We start from the raw sequence: 14,710 nt of genomic DNA, 5'->3' as shown, positions 1-14,710 counted from the left end.
AAGCCTGCAGGACTATGAATGCACATGGACACAATCGCGGCAGATGATGCCTTGCTTGGTATGTTTTTCGTCCTGGCTTCGATGGCGAATAGTAAAGCACTCCCCGCAGACGAATTCGTCATTCCCTGGCGGAGTCACGTTAATGGAAAGTTCCTCATCAACGATGGCGCCGGGAAGTTCCAACCCGTCAGCGAAATCGTTCTCTTCAAGCTCCGCTGACACGCTCGTCGCCGTGGGCGCATCCATCTTCTGTACATCTTGGAGGGTCTTTTCTGATGCTTCGGCAACGTCGGGTAAGCCTGCTCCCTTGAGGATTGCGGTGCTGGCCCACTTGCATTACCCGATCTGTCCACCGTATGCCGGTGGGATGGAATCGCACACCGCGCATCTCGTCAAGGATTTGTCTGATCGCGGCCACCACGTGACGCTCTTCGCCAAAGAAGGCAGCAACCCTTTTGGCCCTGGTTCGGAAGGGATGGCCGTCGGCGTACTGGCCGAAACCTTCACGGTTCAGGGGTACCCGGATGAGGACGGACGTAATCATCAACATCACGTTCTGGACAGTTCGATGCAGGACGCTGTGCGAAAGGCCCGCGACGGAAATTTTGATGTGGTGATCAATAATTCGCTCAGCCCGGTCCCTCACGTGCACCTTCGAAACATCCCGACGCTGCATATTCTGCACACTCAGCCGCTTCCACGGATCACCGCAGTCATTAGCAAGAGATCATCCTCGAGCCAGATGCATCGCTTCGCTACAGTTTCGGAATCGAACAGCCGCGCGTGGAAGCAATGGTTGCCTGAACTGCACGTGATTCCCAACGGAATCGATCTGGACGCCTGGTGCGGGGAACCTGGGAACAGGATCAACCCCGGAACAGCGGCTTGGACTGGCCGAATCACTCCGGAAAAGGGGTTGCACATCGCCATCGCAGCGGCGCGAGATGCAGGGATGAAACTGGCTATTGCCGGGCCTGTTCAGGACAAGGAGTACTTCAACAGCCTTATTCCCCCGAATCTGGATCAGGACATCGAGTATCTGGGCCATCTTGGTCAGGAAGAGTTGAAGACACTCATCAGCTCGCGTGAAGTATTTATCTCCTCGCCCCTGTGGGCTGAGCCTTTTGGATTGACGACGCTCGAGGCAATGGCTAGCAGCACGCCAGTGGCTGCCCTGCCATCTGGAGCGATGGGGGAAATCATCGGTACCAGCGGAGGGGCACTCGCGGATGGCTCCGATTCAGCCGCTCTTGCTGCCGCAGTGCTGAGGGCAGCGAAGATGGATCGCGAAGCGGTTCGGCAAAGAGCAATGCTATTTACACGAGAGCGCATGCTTGACGGGTATGAGGCTCTCATAGACCAGATCGTTCCCCGAGTAGGTTCAGCGAGGCAGAATCGATGAGTAGGCCAAAGATCTCCTAATTACGCCCACCACGTGGGAACAGGGCATCTTCGCCACGCCCGTAGGCTCACCGAAACTGGCGCTTTCGAGGTGCAAGTGGCAAGTACGGGGGAGGAAAACCAAGGATTGCTCCCGGTCGGAGCCAACTATGTTCCTTTGCGGCCTGATATCGATGATCAACGGCCGGAAAGCCCTGTACCTGTATCAGGAGAATTTCTGCACTACGCTCCCACTGGCGATCATATCGTTGAACGCTTCGCCGCTCTGAACCGTGCGTGGGAACAGTTCGCCCCCGATGTAGTCATGGTTGACGTATCGGTGGAGGTTGCTCTTTTTGCCCGGCTTAGCGGCTACCGGGTTGCTTTGCGCCGGATGCCTGGACGGCGGAATGACAAAGCGCACCTGATGGGATACGAGATTGCAGATGCGCTGTTCGCCTACTTCCCCGAAGCCTTGGAAGAGCGGGAACATCTGGCCAAATTCGGTTCAAAGAGCCATTACTTCAAGACTCCCGAACCTGCCTCGGGCTTCGATATGACTCAGCATGTCGGCGCATCATTGGCGGATCCTGTGCCGGGGGAGCGCAAAGTCGCAATGCAAACCTCATTGGCGGCATCGATCGGTTTGTCCGATATTGCGCATGCGGCGGCTTCTTCTCCACAGTGGTCATGGGACGTTCTAGGCTCTGTGCATGAGGACACCGATTGCATGCCTGAGAACCTCACGCTGCATGGAACAGTCCAGCAACCATCGCGCATCATGGCACAAGCCGATGTAGTGCTCACTTCCACCGGCCACAATGCCGTGGCCACCGCCGCAGCCTGCGGCAGACCGATGCTTCTGATTCCGGAGGAACGTCCTTTCGACGAGCAGCGAGTCTACGCTCGGATGCTGCAAAGAGCGACCGGTTGCATGACACTCGATTCGTGGAAGGAACCGGTAAATTGGAATGCTGTCCTGGAGCAAGCTGCTGCCAGCGACCCGCATGCTCTTTCCCGGGTTCTGTTCACCGATGCGGACGAATTCACGCGGCAGGTCGAAGCCATGGTTCGAGAGCTGACGAGCTGATGGGCAGCCTAGTAGGCGTCTTGGCTTCGGACGTGTTGAATCTGAAGCGGCGTGGGATGTTGCAAGATTTCGAGTGTTCGGCCATCGGACGCCCAGCGCAGCAATCCCATGTGGGCGAAAGCGGTGAGCCATCCTTCCATCGGCCACACGCCCCATCGAGCATGGAATTTCGATGCATTGGCTACGATTGCGTCGAAGTGGTTCAACGGCGGCTTGGAGACACCGTGATGCTGGTGGAAGACCACCGCACGGGTGAACACTACGGGGATGCCATGGCGGCGGGCGGTGAAGGCGAAGTCTGTATCTCCTGCCCCGTACCCGCTGTATTCCAGGCAGAAACCTCGGACTCGCTTGAAATCGCTGGAAGAGATCGCAAAACCCAGCGACCAGAAATGCTCGTGCATTTCACATGGCACGTCGGTCGGCAGCGCGGCTCTTGCATGGTGGGGAACCGAAAGCTCGTCCAGAGTGAAATCATAAGGCGTGGGTCCGGACGCTATGGGGCCTTTCAGATACCGGGGATCGGCCATCGCCAGGGCAGAATGCTCGCCCAAAGCCTGCAGCAGGCGCTCGAATGCCTGTGCCGAGGGGATGCAATCCACATCAAGGAAGACCAGTTGCTCCGTGCTGGCATTGGCCGCAGCAGTGTTCCGTGCGCGGGCCAGAGGTAATCCGCTTTCCTCGGGGGTGCTCTGGATATGGAGGGCTTTCAATGGCACATCGCACGAGACCGGTTCCGGGTAGGGGTCGTCCATGTAGACAACGATGACCTCTTGCGGCAGGACGCTACTTCGCTGCACTCCATCGAGCAGCCGTTGCAGGTGGCCTGCTCGTTGATGAGCGATGACGAGAACCGAAAATTCCATTCCAAACCAATTCTTCATGCAGCCCAACCGATATAGGTGAATAGCAAATCAACTTCGACCCTACCCATCCGCCGCTCGACAGAGGAGAATTCGGCATGACTTCCCAGAATGCTTCCACGATGATCCGTGTTGCTTCAGTACCTCAAGACCAGGTCTATATTCGGCATTTGGAACCATTGCAAGAACAGGACCGCGGGTCGCTTCGGTTGCCTGACCCCATCCATGCGCCAGGCTCCCAAAGCGAACAGTCACCGTGGTGGCCTCCGCTGATGCTGACTCCCGAGTGGGTGAGGGACAACCATCAGCGGTTCGATTTGATGCATATACATTTTGGTTTTGATGCGGTGGACCCACAGACATTGCGCAATACCATCACGGAATTGCGTCATTTCCACAAGCCATTGGTCTATACGGTGCATGACTTGATCAACCCCATCAGCCTGATGCCACGGCCCACCGCCAGATGCTAGATATCCTCATCGCCTCAGCTGATCAGCTGATCACCCTTACCGATGGAGCAACCGCGGAGATCGCGGCGCAATGGCATCGTGCCGCCCACGTTCTGCCACACCCCCACGTCGTTGATTTCGCAACCATGGATCGGCTACGCCGACGCAGGGAGGTTTTGGCGGTGTCTTCCCAGAGGAGGACTCGTCATATCGGGGTGCACCTTAAAGGTCTCCGGGCTAATATTTCTCCAGCCATTCTGGAACCTCTGGCCCGAATCGTCGCGGGAATTCCAGACACTGAACTGCAGGTGCACATACATCGTCAGGTGCTTGATCCATCCAACCGCGAGTACAAGGCGGATCTCGCAGGGCAGCTCCTAGAGGGAGAAAAGCAAGGAAAGTGGAATCTTGAGGCGCATGAGTACTTCTCCGAACAGGAGCTCTTCGAATACTTGGGTTCGCTGAATGTGAATGTCCTTCCCTATCGATTCGGCACGCATTCCGGGTGGCTCGAAGCGGCTTTGGATACTGGAGCTGCCATCGTCGCTCCTGATTGTGGTCAGTATGTGGGGCAGCAGGCGTCGGTGGCACCGTATCGATGGGATGACGACCGTGTTGATGAGTACTCACTGGAAGAAGCAGTGAAGCATCAATTGGCTTTATCCAGCGTGCCGGGGATGGATGCAGAGGAGCGCAAGCGCCAACGTATGGCAGTAGCGGAAGCCCATGAGCGGATCTATTTGGATTTGCTAGCAAGATAGCGGGCGTGACAGGTGGTGGAAGGTTTGCCGGTGAATTACAGAGCTTCTGATGGTCGTTCTCCAGTAGGCAGGAGCCATAAAGTGAGTCGCTGACTTGGTCTATGAGCTCTTGGATTCGGTGAACTTTGCTTTGCCAGTATGGCGCGATGATGCTGCCAGCAGACCCCTTCACCAAGGCCCATACCGGCCAGTACCCGGTGAAGTGGATGTGCCAGAAACTGCAGGTTTCCAGGGCATCCTATTACCGGTGGCTTAACCCCTGCGAGGAGCTGAGCGAAGCCCAAGCACTGCGCAGGCGCCGCACCGAACTGATCCACACCGAATTCGAAGCATCCAACCAGGTTGCTGGGGCAGGCCAACTGGTGGACCTGCTCCGCAACAACCATGAGGAACAGATCGCGAAGTCTACGGTCCTCTCGATTATGAAAGACCTGGGAATCCAGGCCAAACGGATGAGTGCGTTCAAAACCACGACGGTGCGTGACCACCAAGCGCGAACAGCGCATATCAAGAACCATATGGTCGATAAGCTCGGCCGGCGGGACTTCCGCTCTTGCCGGCCTGGGGCGAAGCTGGTTGGCGATATCACCTACCTGCGCACCGGCGAGGGCTGGTTGTATTTGGCGACGGTCATCGATTTGTTTTCGCGTCAGATCGTGGGCTGGTCAATGGGTGAGAACATGCAAACTCAGCTGGTCATCGATGCCATGGAGCTTGCCGCGTCGCGGGGCTTTATCCAGTCTGGCAGCGTGTTCCACTCGGACCGGGGAACGCAGTACACCTCGGACGCGTTCCAAGGGTGGTGCGCTGTCCACGGCGTGCGGCAATCGATGGGGCGCACCGGGGTGTGCTGGGATAATTCCGTGGCCGAGTCAACGTTCTCGACCATCAAGAACGAAATGTACCATCACCGGGCATTTACCAGCAGGGTGGCAGCGCGGACCGCGGTGATGGAATACATCGAAGTCTGGTACAACCGGAAACGACCGCATACAGCTAATGGAGGCTCAGCCCCCAAGCAGTTCTGGACTCGTATTGGGAAATGAATTCTCTGGCCCTTGCGGCTTGAGAATAATTAGAAAAGATCAAAGATCGTGTCTCAGAAACTTGACCAGCTCAGTTCTGCCTCGTGCTTTGGTGAGGTTAGTTTGAGGCCTAAAGTGGACATGTATATAAAATTCTGTGAAAAATTTGCCAGAGTGTCTTCCGTGGTGACGCACCTAACGCTAGGATCATATTATCCACTGACCTGAAATATTATTTCTCGTCAGATCAGGGATTCTTTTTCGTTGAATGTGCGTTGGATGCGCTATGTGTTTTTGTGCTTCTTTATGTTCATGTTTGACGGGTTACTTGGATCATTACTGCTACGTGCTAGGGGTTGTGTTTTGAAAAAACGTCATATGCTCGCGGGAATCGCCGCTTCGAGCATGCTGGTCATTGGTTCGGCTATGCCGGCGTTGGCTGATACGGGAAACGGTTCTTTGAATGAGTTGGCAAGTCTCAATCCTGGAACCTCAGTCACCGAGCTGAAGGATTCGCTGGGTGAGTTCGCACAGGATGAAGGAATCAGTTTGGACGAAGCCGTTAATCGGGCTTTGTCCGAGAGCAAGGCTTCGGTTAGGGAAGCAAAATCGGTCGATTCTCTGGCTAATCGAAGCGTGGCTTCGGCCGCCAGCAGCGGAGGCAGCGGTACCGTCACCTTAGGTTCTGCAACGCGTAAGGGTGATCTTTTCGTCTCTCCTGCTTCGACGCTTTTCGTTCAGCATGGGCACACAGGAATTTACTACTCAACCGCAACCATTGTGGAAGCTCCCGGCACTGGAAAGAACAGTCGATCGATCGCTGGCAGCTCGGTGAAGGTAGGCAAGGGTGCAGTGAAGCAGTACGTATCGACTACATCGACCAACAGAGGCAAGGCTGCCAATCATGCCTTCAACAAATTGCGCGGCAAGGGATATAACTCCAACTTTGCCGTGAACAAGTCGACGACCGGTTCGAAGATGAACTGCTCGCAGTTGGTGTGGGCGGCTTACAAGGCGGCTACAGGGATTGATCTGGACGGCAACGGCGGTTTGGGCGTTTATCCTTACAACATCAAGGATTCCTCAAAGACGGTGACGTACAAGACCCTCTAAGCGTACTGGAAAACTAGTATCTGGGCCGGCCTGAAATTGGGCCGGCCCAAACTCTGCACCAGAATGGAACATTCCATGATTCACACCCGTCGTATCATCACCGCAGCGGCAGTGGCGACCACTGTTTTTACCCTGGTTAGCTGTTCACCAGCGGATCCCTCACCCCAAAAAACCGAGGCTCTAGGCAAGGCCACGTACGCACTGTGCTTCAGTGCTGCGAGCAGTGACATGGATGGGGAAAGCCAAGACGGAAAGGTTGTTCTGTTAAAGGATGATGGTGCTTTTACAGAGGTACAGACCTGGGGCATGGACATGTGCTCGATGGAGTGGACTGAGAAGGGGTTGTTCTTCAGTGATATGAAGACCGACTATCTGATTGATGGTGCCGGTTTGAAGAGTTTTGAGAATGCAAAAACTGATAGCCAATACGCCATGCTTGCCACAGCAGCGGATACTGCAGTGGGACTTTATAATCTGGGCTTCAGCGACGTGGGGTATACGACTCAGGTTGTGACCACTACCAGTTCCGGAACCTCTTTAGCCGAGGTTGAAGGTAGCTATTTCATTGCTGCTCAGTGCGAGGGGGAGGTCTTCGGAATTGGTTTGGCTACCGGCCCGTATTCGAAGACGGGGGATCCTGATACGGAGCCCATGGTTCTCAGCCAATTGACTGGCACGAAGGACGGCAAGGAAAAAGTTGTCGGCAGCAGTACACGGGCTAGAGAGGGCGCGGTACTCAATGATGCGCCATGCCATGATGGAAAAATCTACTACATCTCTGATGAGAGACGAGGTGGATTGGATGTTGCTGCTAAGGCCGTCTTATCGATATGGGACACCAAGACCGGTAAGTATGAGAGCAAGGCACTGATCTCAGATGAAGCGACTGAGCCTTTCATCAGTGAAGATGGTACGGGCCTTCCCCAGGTAACCCGCCAGTCGCTGAAGGACGGAAAGCTTGAATGGTACGGGGTTAAGGACTCGATCATGTCTACGGACATTCAGACGGGACGGACAGAACGCAAGTTTACGGTGGAAGCGTATAGCGATAATTCGGCTTCGTCGAAGGCGATCTTCACTGATGCTGACGTTGTCATCATGGCGGATAACAATGATGGTTCTCCGTACAGGGTTTTGCGTTATGACCGGCACACCGGGGAAGAGGTGGGGCGGGCCGTGTTGGATGAAGATCCCGCAAACCTCAGCAGCGGTTTCTTCTTTAGGGGATTTGCGGTGAAGCCGTGAGGGTCTACTTTGTTCTCGTTTAGCCGATTGTTTTGGTTATGGAATTGCATTTCTCTGGTTGTGGTGACCCGGGTCTGATGACGGCTGGTTCGTATCGAGTTAGATCGACTTTCTGTGTAGATGACCAGCTTTTTCGTGTGATATCGACCTTTACGCAGCGGCCGGGGATAGCCGTCTCGCGGCAGGCTACCCTTCAGGGGCGACGCAGGTTGGTAGGGAACGGAAAATTGGCTCGGAGTCATAACGCCAGGACTCTGAACAAACCTAGTGATCAAGAACTGGCCGATGGCGGTTCGAGAAGCGATCACTGAACCATATTCTGCCGATGGCCCAGCTGACGGCCGCCAGCGGCACGGCAAGGATCGCCCCGATAATTCCAGCGAGCACGGCTCCGGCGCTTAACGCGATCAGAATAACCAGAGGGTGGATATGGAGGGTTTTTCCCATCACCAGCGGTTGCAGAAGGTTGCCCTCTAGTTGATTCACAGCGAAGCTGACGCCAATGATGATCAGTCCTGCCGTTGGGCCATTGGCCACGAACGCGACCAGAGCAGCAAGAAGTCCGGTGGTGGTGGCGCCGAGTATTGGGATGAAGGCACCGATGAAGACCACGACAGCTAGAGGAAGCGCCAGGGGTACCTGCAAAATCCATAAGGTAAGGCCGATCAGCACGGAGTCAACCAGAGCTACGATGGCTGTGCCACGTACGTATCCGCCTAGCACCTCTATACCGTGTATTCCGGCGAGCCGGGCTTTTGCCAATTGCCGCCCTTTAAGGGGTATCAAACAGAATGCCCACAACTTCCTGCCGTCTTTGAGGAAGAAGAACAAAATGACTGCCATGAGGATGAAACCAGTGAAGACCTGGGTGGCAACGAAGATGCTGTCTACCGCGGTGTTCCCTGCCGCCTTGCTGGTAACGAAATCGCTCGCCGCGTTGCGGGCATCCTGGATCATGGCATCATCTACGGGCAATGGTCCCTGTGCGATCCAGGCGTACAAACGGTCAAATTTTTTCACCGCCTGATCCACGAGCTCCGCCCACTGGGCACGGATGGTTACGACGACCCCGGCGATGACAGCCGCGAAACCGGAGAGTACGAGAATGTAGGCCGTCCCGCTAGCAACCGTGTTAGGCAACCCTTTGCCACGCAACCAATTCACCAGCGGTGCGATGGCTGCTGCCAGAATTACGGCCAGCAAGAATGGGATGACAACCAAAGTGATCTTGTGCAACCCGTAGACCGCAACCACAACCAAGGCAAGCAGCCATAGTATCTGGCGGGAGCGTTCACCAGCCCAGCTGAGGCTGTCGGGCCAGCGCATGCCCTCGGCCTGGTTCCGTTTATTATTTATCGTCTCCACGCGGGTCTCTTTTCTTGGGCATGCTGCAGAAGGCCTCGTCAATTGCATTCAACTGCTCACGGCCGGTGCAAGAACTATGTTTCTTCGGGTGGGTAGCAGTGGTGTATGCTCCGCAGTTCTTGCAGCGCCAGAGGGTGCGGACGGCACTGGTTTCGCCGTCTTGACGAACTTGTTTTCGCGTCCATCACAGCGCGGTTGGTTCACAGTTGTTGACCCGAGTACAGGCCTTCAAGGCATGTGCTCGTGGCGGTGTTGCTAGCAGGGAAGTGTTTCAGATGGATTCTATACATCTTTGGGCAGTGGACTTGCGTTGGGTGAGCTGGCTGTCAGCATTAAACACTGAAGCATCCCGCGATGTCCGTGGGATGCTTCAGTGCGAATAGGCTGATTTTCAGTTATACACAAGACCAGCTTAACTCTCCGCACCGCAGGTCAGTCCGCAAGTTCTGGATCATCCAGGGAATCTTCAGCTTGCGATTTACCTAATGCACCGAGGTGCGTGTTGTACGAGGTGCGATGTTCTAGGTCGCTGCGCACGTAACAGGGGATTTCAAAAGTGATGGCACTGTGTGCCCAGTGCCGGACACGGAACGTTCTCGCCCCGTCAGGTGTGCCAGGGGCGATGAATTCCCCCACTGTCTGGCCTCGCGGTTCGACCAGTACGTTTTGCAATGCCGGGTTTGGCAGAGAGACGAACCAGAAGCTTAGGTGGTCGTCGGGTTCGTCGTAGATCGCGACCACTGCGGATCGTCCGTGGATGGAGACCAGTCCCATGACGTCATCGAGTCGTTCGTGGGGTTGTGCCAGGACGATGGGCATCCCTTCCCTTCAGCCGTAGGAGGCCAGATGGATGCGGGCTTGGCGGGAGCCAAGGATATGCTTGACGTGTTCAGCGGTGTGGGATCTTAGGCTGTGGATGGACATGGAGGGCCTCCGCTCTTGCGGCTCGTGCGGTATTTCCAGTTAGAGCCCTGCCGCGATGCGTTGTCGTGGATGGTGCAGGTGCCAGGTTTGCCACGGGTACTATCGCGGAGTGTTCTTTCGACGGTACGCGCAATTCCCTCATATGGATACCCGACAGTTGAGTGTTGCTCTGAATGGAGAGCTAGTTCGCGGGTGATAGCCCAAAGAATGATCAGCTTGTTATGCAATTCCTTCGCGGAGAAGAATCGAATACGGTTCGTGCTGCTAGTTTCTATCGGTCACGTTCGCGGAGTTCAGCCAGGCTGCGTCAACCATGTCGAGTAGCCGGCGCATGCTGTGCAGTTCGGGCTGGTGGTGCTCCTGTGCTGAAAGGTATCGACGGTAATGCTGGAGCGCCTCGAAGAGGAAGCAGCTGTCGTCTTCGCGGTTAATATCGAGCACAACTCGGTAGGGGATAAGGTTTTTCGCTGAGCTCATCGAATCCGTCCTGAAATGCTCAATTGCCGACCTTCCGATGAAAGTCGGCAGTTGATTGAAGTGGACGCTGCGTCCCGGGTAACTTTCCGTGCTGATGGTGAGCATTTCTTAACGCCTTTCACGAGAAGGCGTCATTGAAAGAAGGCGTCATTGAAAGGGGACTGGCAGGCAGAAGAGTCCGGTTCGAAGGCTACGAAATGGGAACGTTCTCGCTTCATAGGTGATGCCATCACGCGTTGTGCATCTTGTTGCGGCTTCTTGGCTGTTCCGGGTCCTGGTATCCGCAAACCTGGATAGAGGACCGAGGCCAACAACTAGCCCCAGACGGGGCCCGGTTCTGGCTCGCCAGCCGTTCCACGGGGGTATTGGCTGGCTGGCCAGGTCAATGAGCCAGAACCGGGGCTAAGGTGTTTACCTGCTAGTGCCCGCCGCGACGCGCTCGGCTCCATGCTGGTGTGCTGGCATTGGGTATCGAGTCGATGAGGTGGTTCGCGACTGCATAGCGGGGCAGGCTGGGATCTTGTGGGCGACGGCAGTGTTCTTCCAGAATTTCACGCGGAACTCAGCAATGAGCTCGGTGGCCAGGCGTTCGAAGAACTCTCCCATGGTGAGTCGATCAGCGCAGGCCTTGGTCACTTTCAGTGCTGCTTGGGGGACGGTGACATGCATCATGTGAAGTTCCTCGGTCTGCGGATCGAGCATGGCCACCAGCACTGCACGGCCATGGATTGATGCCATGCCCATGGCATCGTTGAGAGATTCGGCAGGCTGCGTCATGACGATCGGCATTCCCTGCGCCCAGCCGTAGCCGGACAGGTGGGCTTTGCCTTCACGGGTGGCGAGAAAATCAGCGACTCTGACTGCGGTTCGGGTTCGTACGATTCGACCTGGCATTTTAGATACTTCCCTTTCTTGCACTGCTCATGAAAATAGCGATATTGACGTAAGGCTCCGCAGCGGGATGCGCTTTGGAAAGGTCCTTTCGTTTTGGTGCTGCCGCTCTTGGCGGGCGGCGGGTGCTGCAGATCCTAGGCCATGCTCAAATCTGCATGGGATCCATCTGATTCACTTCCCAAACTGGCAGGTTCGAGCCCTGACCCGGGGGTGGGGGTCTGCTTCGGTGCGGCGAAAGGCTGATCGAGCCAATGCGCGGGGAGTTCGGCCTCGGGTGCGTGCTCTGGTGCTGCGAGCAGGCTCTCCTTGCCCGCGACGGCGAACTGCAGATTCTTCACCTCGAATCGGACACCGAGCGAGCTTTCCATCTTCAGAAGGAGGGTGTCGTTGACGTACTGCATCAACTCGGGCACCTGGTCTTCGCTTTTTGCCGTGCATGCCAAGTTGATGACGAGCTGCTCCGGGGAGCCGGTAATAGTGCACATTGCTGAATGCACGGTATCCCGGCTCCGGCACTGTTCAGAGGCGAAGGTGGCGATCTTCTGGATTCGCGTGCTCCACGCGCTGCCTTGCTGCGGGGAGGTTTCTACGGGAACTGCTAAGGATTCTCTCATCTTTCACTCCGGTACTGATAGCTGTTTCGTAGTAGAATATCTTTAGACAGGCTAACTATTAGCTAGGTTACATGAATTTTTCGATGTTAGGCAAGCTGGACCTCGCGGAAAAGGGGCATTGGAAGCCCCCCGGGGTTGCGGGCATGGCGTTCGTATCCGGCGGAAGGAGTTCTTCTCATGAGCAGCTATCAAGCCAGCGGGTACTGGTACCGCGAGGGCGGTTCGGTGCCCGAGGCAGTGGATTTGCTGAATCTGATGCGCAAGTACCGTGAGGCGGAGCACAGGATGCGAGCTGCGACCCGCGGTTCGATGGGGATGAACGAGACCGATATGTCCGCGCTGCGATTCCTGCTCGCCGCGCACCGCAAAGGGGTGACTCCCCGCCAGCGGGATTTTGCTGAGGAACTGGGGATCTCCAATGCTTCGGTGTCGGTATTGATCGACCGGTTATGCCGCGATGGGTATGCCGAGCGTGTCGTGCATCCTGCGGATCGGCGGTCTGTGGGAATTGTGCCCACGGATTACAGCGATACGGAAGTTCGTGGAACACTGCATCGGATGCATGAGCAGATGATGGATGCCGTAGGCACGCTCTCCGAGGACGAGCGGGTTGCGGCAGCCAAGTTCCTGGAGGCTATGATCCGCAGTGTCGAGAGCGATGACGAGTCAAGCCGGCCATCCGCGGGGAAGGGCGCGGTGAGGGAGAGTGCCCTGCCTTCGCGGTAGGCGCAAGGCGCAGGGCATGTGATTCGCCCACGGCGCGTGACCTGGCTGACGGCTTGACTGCTAGTCTTGCCGCGGGGGCGACCCTGGCTGGTCGGCTAGGGCATTTGTCGGGTGAGTGCCAGATGTGCGAAAGAGCCCATTTCCGGGTTTCTGGGGAAAGGCTTATGGCTACTGCCATGGATAACCCGGGGCCGTAGGGTGGGAGCATCAAAATTATTTAGCCTGTCTAACAAGTTAGGATGATGCAAATGCGACGAAAGCACCTTGACGTCAGTGTCAGCCATGACGAGTTCGAAGATCTGAATAACGCTCTGGAGGACCATCGAGATGGTTTCAAGAGGATGGCCGAAGAGGCGGCCAATGGCTTCGGTTTGGAGCCGGAATACTGGGAGCGGCGAGCCAAGGAGGTCGAGGGTCTGCGCGAGACGATTCACGAGCACAGTACTGACGAGCTCGAACAGGGCGAGTCTTCCGCCAAAGGAGCGGACGCTGGCCCCGGGGTCGATTCGGCTCGGGATCGGGACTTCGAGTCTGATTCTCGTCAATGAACATCCGGCGCAGGCATGCCAGATGCGCTTCCTCGCAGAGCAGCGGTCCACCGCGATTCCGTGGTGGACCGTTGCTCTGCAGGTGCAGTTAGGCATGCTTGCGCGTGAGCACTCCCCAAATGACCAGTACGATCAACGAACCGCTGATGGCCAGAAACCAACTGGATAAGGACCAGAACTGATCCACTCCTTCACCGAAGACGGCTGAGCAGATCCAGCCACCGGCAACAGCGCCGACGTCGCCTAGAACCGGGATACTTTGTCTTGCGGGAGCCGACTGGCGAGGAAAGGCAGGAAACGGTGCACAGTAGTTCTTGCAGCGATGCGCCCGTATTGGCTACTGTCGCAAGCTGGCGTCATCGGACTAGCTGATCGGAGCGAACCGCGAAAGTCGGGCGCTACGATGCCTCCCCTCGGGATAGTTGATGGCGAAGGGTGGGAACATGATCGGAATTCTGAATCGGCTCATGGATCAGATCGAACAGGAGCTTGATGCGGAAATAGATTTTGGCCAATTGCTGGAGGGCTCGGGTACCACCGTGTGCAACGTGCGCCGCATGATGCCAGCCCGGGCGAAGCCCGCTGTCCAGGTGGACCCCTTCGAAGCCAAACAATACTCAGGTTCAGCCTGACCGTCGAGGGGATCGTCGCCACGGATGCCCGAATTGTTGAACGCCCGGAATTCAAACTGGTGGGCCACCCAGCCCGTGTGCCGTTGGTCCATGAAGGAGCCAACCCGAAGATCCAGGCGCATATTGCTTCGCTTCCGATCAGCGAGCATGACAGGCTCAATGAATTGGGCAACACCGAACCTGCCGACTTGCTCCAGATCGCCTCCAATCTAGAGACCGATTATACGGAAAGATCCGAGCTGACTTACCTGCACGGTGTCGGGGTGCTGGACGGATCGGTGCCGGAAGACTTGTATGCCATCACGGTGCCTGCCGGTACATGGGCGGTGTTCCGTACCTCCGGTCCGTATCCAGCGGCTTTGCAGGAGGTCTGGGCTTCCACCGCAAAGCAGTGGTTCCCATCGAATCCGTGGGTGCTACGCGAGGGCCCGTCCATGGTGGCGGTGCTGGAACGAGCCGAAGATTTCAGCACCGCTACCTGCGAGTTGTGGCTACAGGTGGAACGCGGACTCTAGGAGCGCGAACGGCGTCCTATGAGTTCCAACGGATGTCGATAACCAAGGTTTGCCCACAGTCCGCACAGTCATGCCCCGCAGATCCT

At 56.4% G+C, this 14,710-nt stretch carries 16 protein-coding genes and 2 pseudogenes; 10 read left to right on the top strand and 8 right to left on the bottom strand.

All coding sequences use genetic code 11. The features are described 5' to 3' along the window. Positions 1-12 precede the first annotated feature (12 nt). Positions 13-246, bottom strand: coding sequence for a DUF4193 family protein (locus ACIQTS_RS08640; protein ID WP_402472699.1), 234 nt, complete (start codon positions 244-246; stop codon positions 13-15). Positions 247-367: 121 nt separating this feature from the next. On the opposite strand from ACIQTS_RS08640, the gene ACIQTS_RS08635 reads away from it, so the two are divergent. Continuing rightward, entirely contained in the window at positions 368-1,402 is a 1,035-nt protein-coding gene (locus ACIQTS_RS08635; protein WP_402472697.1) for a glycosyltransferase, read from the top strand. Between the two features lie 96 nt (positions 1,403-1,498). Next, positions 1,499-2,470, top strand: a complete 972-nt coding sequence (locus ACIQTS_RS08630) for a glycosyltransferase (protein ID WP_400291335.1) — start codon at positions 1,499-1,501, stop codon at positions 2,468-2,470. 8 nt (positions 2,471-2,478) lie between these two features. On the opposite strand, the gene ACIQTS_RS08625 is transcribed toward ACIQTS_RS08630, so the two are convergent. Further along, positions 2,479-3,336, bottom strand: coding sequence for a glycosyltransferase family 2 protein (locus tag ACIQTS_RS08625; protein WP_402472693.1), 858 nt, complete (start codon positions 3,334-3,336; stop codon positions 2,479-2,481). Between the two features lie 95 nt (positions 3,337-3,431). Between ACIQTS_RS08625 and ACIQTS_RS08620 the strand changes: the two genes are divergently transcribed. The 5 genes and pseudogenes from ACIQTS_RS08620 (at position 3,432) to ACIQTS_RS08600 (ending at position 7,929) form a co-directional block, all read left to right on the top strand. Continuing rightward, a complete protein-coding gene (locus tag ACIQTS_RS08620) occupies positions 3,432-3,806 on the top strand; it encodes a hypothetical protein (RefSeq protein WP_400291331.1) in 375 nt (124 codons plus the stop codon). After that, complete coding sequence (locus ACIQTS_RS08615) at positions 3,800-4,546, top strand: hypothetical protein (protein WP_402472691.1); 747 nt, start codon at positions 3,800-3,802, stop codon at positions 4,544-4,546. Before ACIQTS_RS08620 ends, ACIQTS_RS08615 begins: the two co-directional genes overlap by 7 nt. A 167-nt stretch (positions 4,547-4,713) precedes the next feature. Continuing rightward, positions 4,714-5,615, top strand: a pseudogene (locus ACIQTS_RS08610) (IS3 family transposase); the annotation flags it as partial. Positions 5,616-5,934: 319 nt separating this feature from the next. Further along, positions 5,935-6,684, top strand: coding sequence for a YiiX/YebB-like N1pC/P60 family cysteine hydrolase (locus ACIQTS_RS08605; protein WP_400291328.1), 750 nt, complete (start codon positions 5,935-5,937; stop codon positions 6,682-6,684). A 75-nt stretch (positions 6,685-6,759) separates the two neighbouring features. Further along, on the top strand, positions 6,760-7,929 hold the full coding sequence (locus ACIQTS_RS08600) for a hypothetical protein (protein WP_400291326.1): 1,170 nt from the start codon (positions 6,760-6,762) through the stop codon (positions 7,927-7,929). Positions 7,930-8,193: 264 nt separating this feature from the next. Here ACIQTS_RS08600 and ACIQTS_RS08595 read toward each other — a convergent pair whose 3' ends face one another. From ACIQTS_RS08595 to ACIQTS_RS08575, 5 genes are all read right to left on the bottom strand, one after another. Continuing rightward, complete coding sequence (locus ACIQTS_RS08595) at positions 8,194-9,294, bottom strand: AI-2E family transporter (protein ID WP_402472688.1); 1,101 nt, start codon at positions 9,292-9,294, stop codon at positions 8,194-8,196. Positions 9,295-9,726: 432 nt separating this feature from the next. Next, positions 9,727-10,113 carry a hypothetical protein gene (locus ACIQTS_RS08590; RefSeq protein WP_400291322.1) on the bottom strand — a complete coding sequence of 129 codons (387 nt, stop codon included), beginning with the start codon at positions 10,111-10,113 and terminating at the stop codon, positions 9,727-9,729. A gap of 369 nt (positions 10,114-10,482) precedes the next feature. After that, on the bottom strand, positions 10,483-10,695 hold the full coding sequence (locus ACIQTS_RS08585) for a hypothetical protein (protein ID WP_402472686.1): 213 nt from the start codon (positions 10,693-10,695) through the stop codon (positions 10,483-10,485). Between the two features lie 411 nt (positions 10,696-11,106). Next, a complete protein-coding gene (locus ACIQTS_RS08580; protein WP_402472683.1) occupies positions 11,107-11,589 on the bottom strand; it encodes a hypothetical protein in 483 nt (160 codons plus the stop codon). 134 nt (positions 11,590-11,723) lie between these two features. Continuing rightward, a complete protein-coding gene (locus tag ACIQTS_RS08575; RefSeq protein WP_402472680.1) occupies positions 11,724-12,203 on the bottom strand; it encodes a hypothetical protein in 480 nt (159 codons plus the stop codon). Positions 12,204-12,380: 177 nt separating this feature from the next. Here ACIQTS_RS08575 and ACIQTS_RS08570 point away from each other — a divergent pair, with 177 nt between their 5' ends. Together ACIQTS_RS08570 and ACIQTS_RS08565 are read left to right on the top strand one after the other, a co-directional pair. Continuing rightward, positions 12,381-12,929, top strand: a complete 549-nt coding sequence (locus ACIQTS_RS08570; RefSeq protein WP_402472678.1) for a MarR family winged helix-turn-helix transcriptional regulator — start codon at positions 12,381-12,383, stop codon at positions 12,927-12,929. A 248-nt stretch (positions 12,930-13,177) separates the two neighbouring features. Further along, positions 13,178-13,477, top strand: a complete 300-nt coding sequence (locus tag ACIQTS_RS08565; protein WP_402472676.1) for a hypothetical protein — start codon at positions 13,178-13,180, stop codon at positions 13,475-13,477. Positions 13,478-13,565: 88 nt separating this feature from the next. On the opposite strand, the gene ACIQTS_RS08560 is transcribed toward ACIQTS_RS08565, so the two are convergent. Beyond that, on the bottom strand, positions 13,566-13,733 hold the full coding sequence (locus tag ACIQTS_RS08560; RefSeq protein WP_400291519.1) for a GlsB/YeaQ/YmgE family stress response membrane protein: 168 nt from the start codon (positions 13,731-13,733) through the stop codon (positions 13,566-13,568). Between the two features lie 276 nt (positions 13,734-14,009). Here ACIQTS_RS08560 and ACIQTS_RS08555 point away from each other — a divergent pair. After that, positions 14,010-14,624: pseudogene (locus tag ACIQTS_RS08555) on the top strand (GyrI-like domain-containing protein); the annotation flags it as partial. Between the last annotated feature and the right edge of the window lie 86 nt (positions 14,625-14,710).

Source organism: Glutamicibacter sp. NPDC090743 (assembly GCF_044769125.1).
GTDB lineage: Bacteria > Actinomycetota > Actinomycetes > Actinomycetales > Micrococcaceae > Glutamicibacter.
The sequence above is the reverse complement of the archived record's forward strand: the minus strand, read 5'-3'. Positions and strand labels throughout refer to the sequence as shown.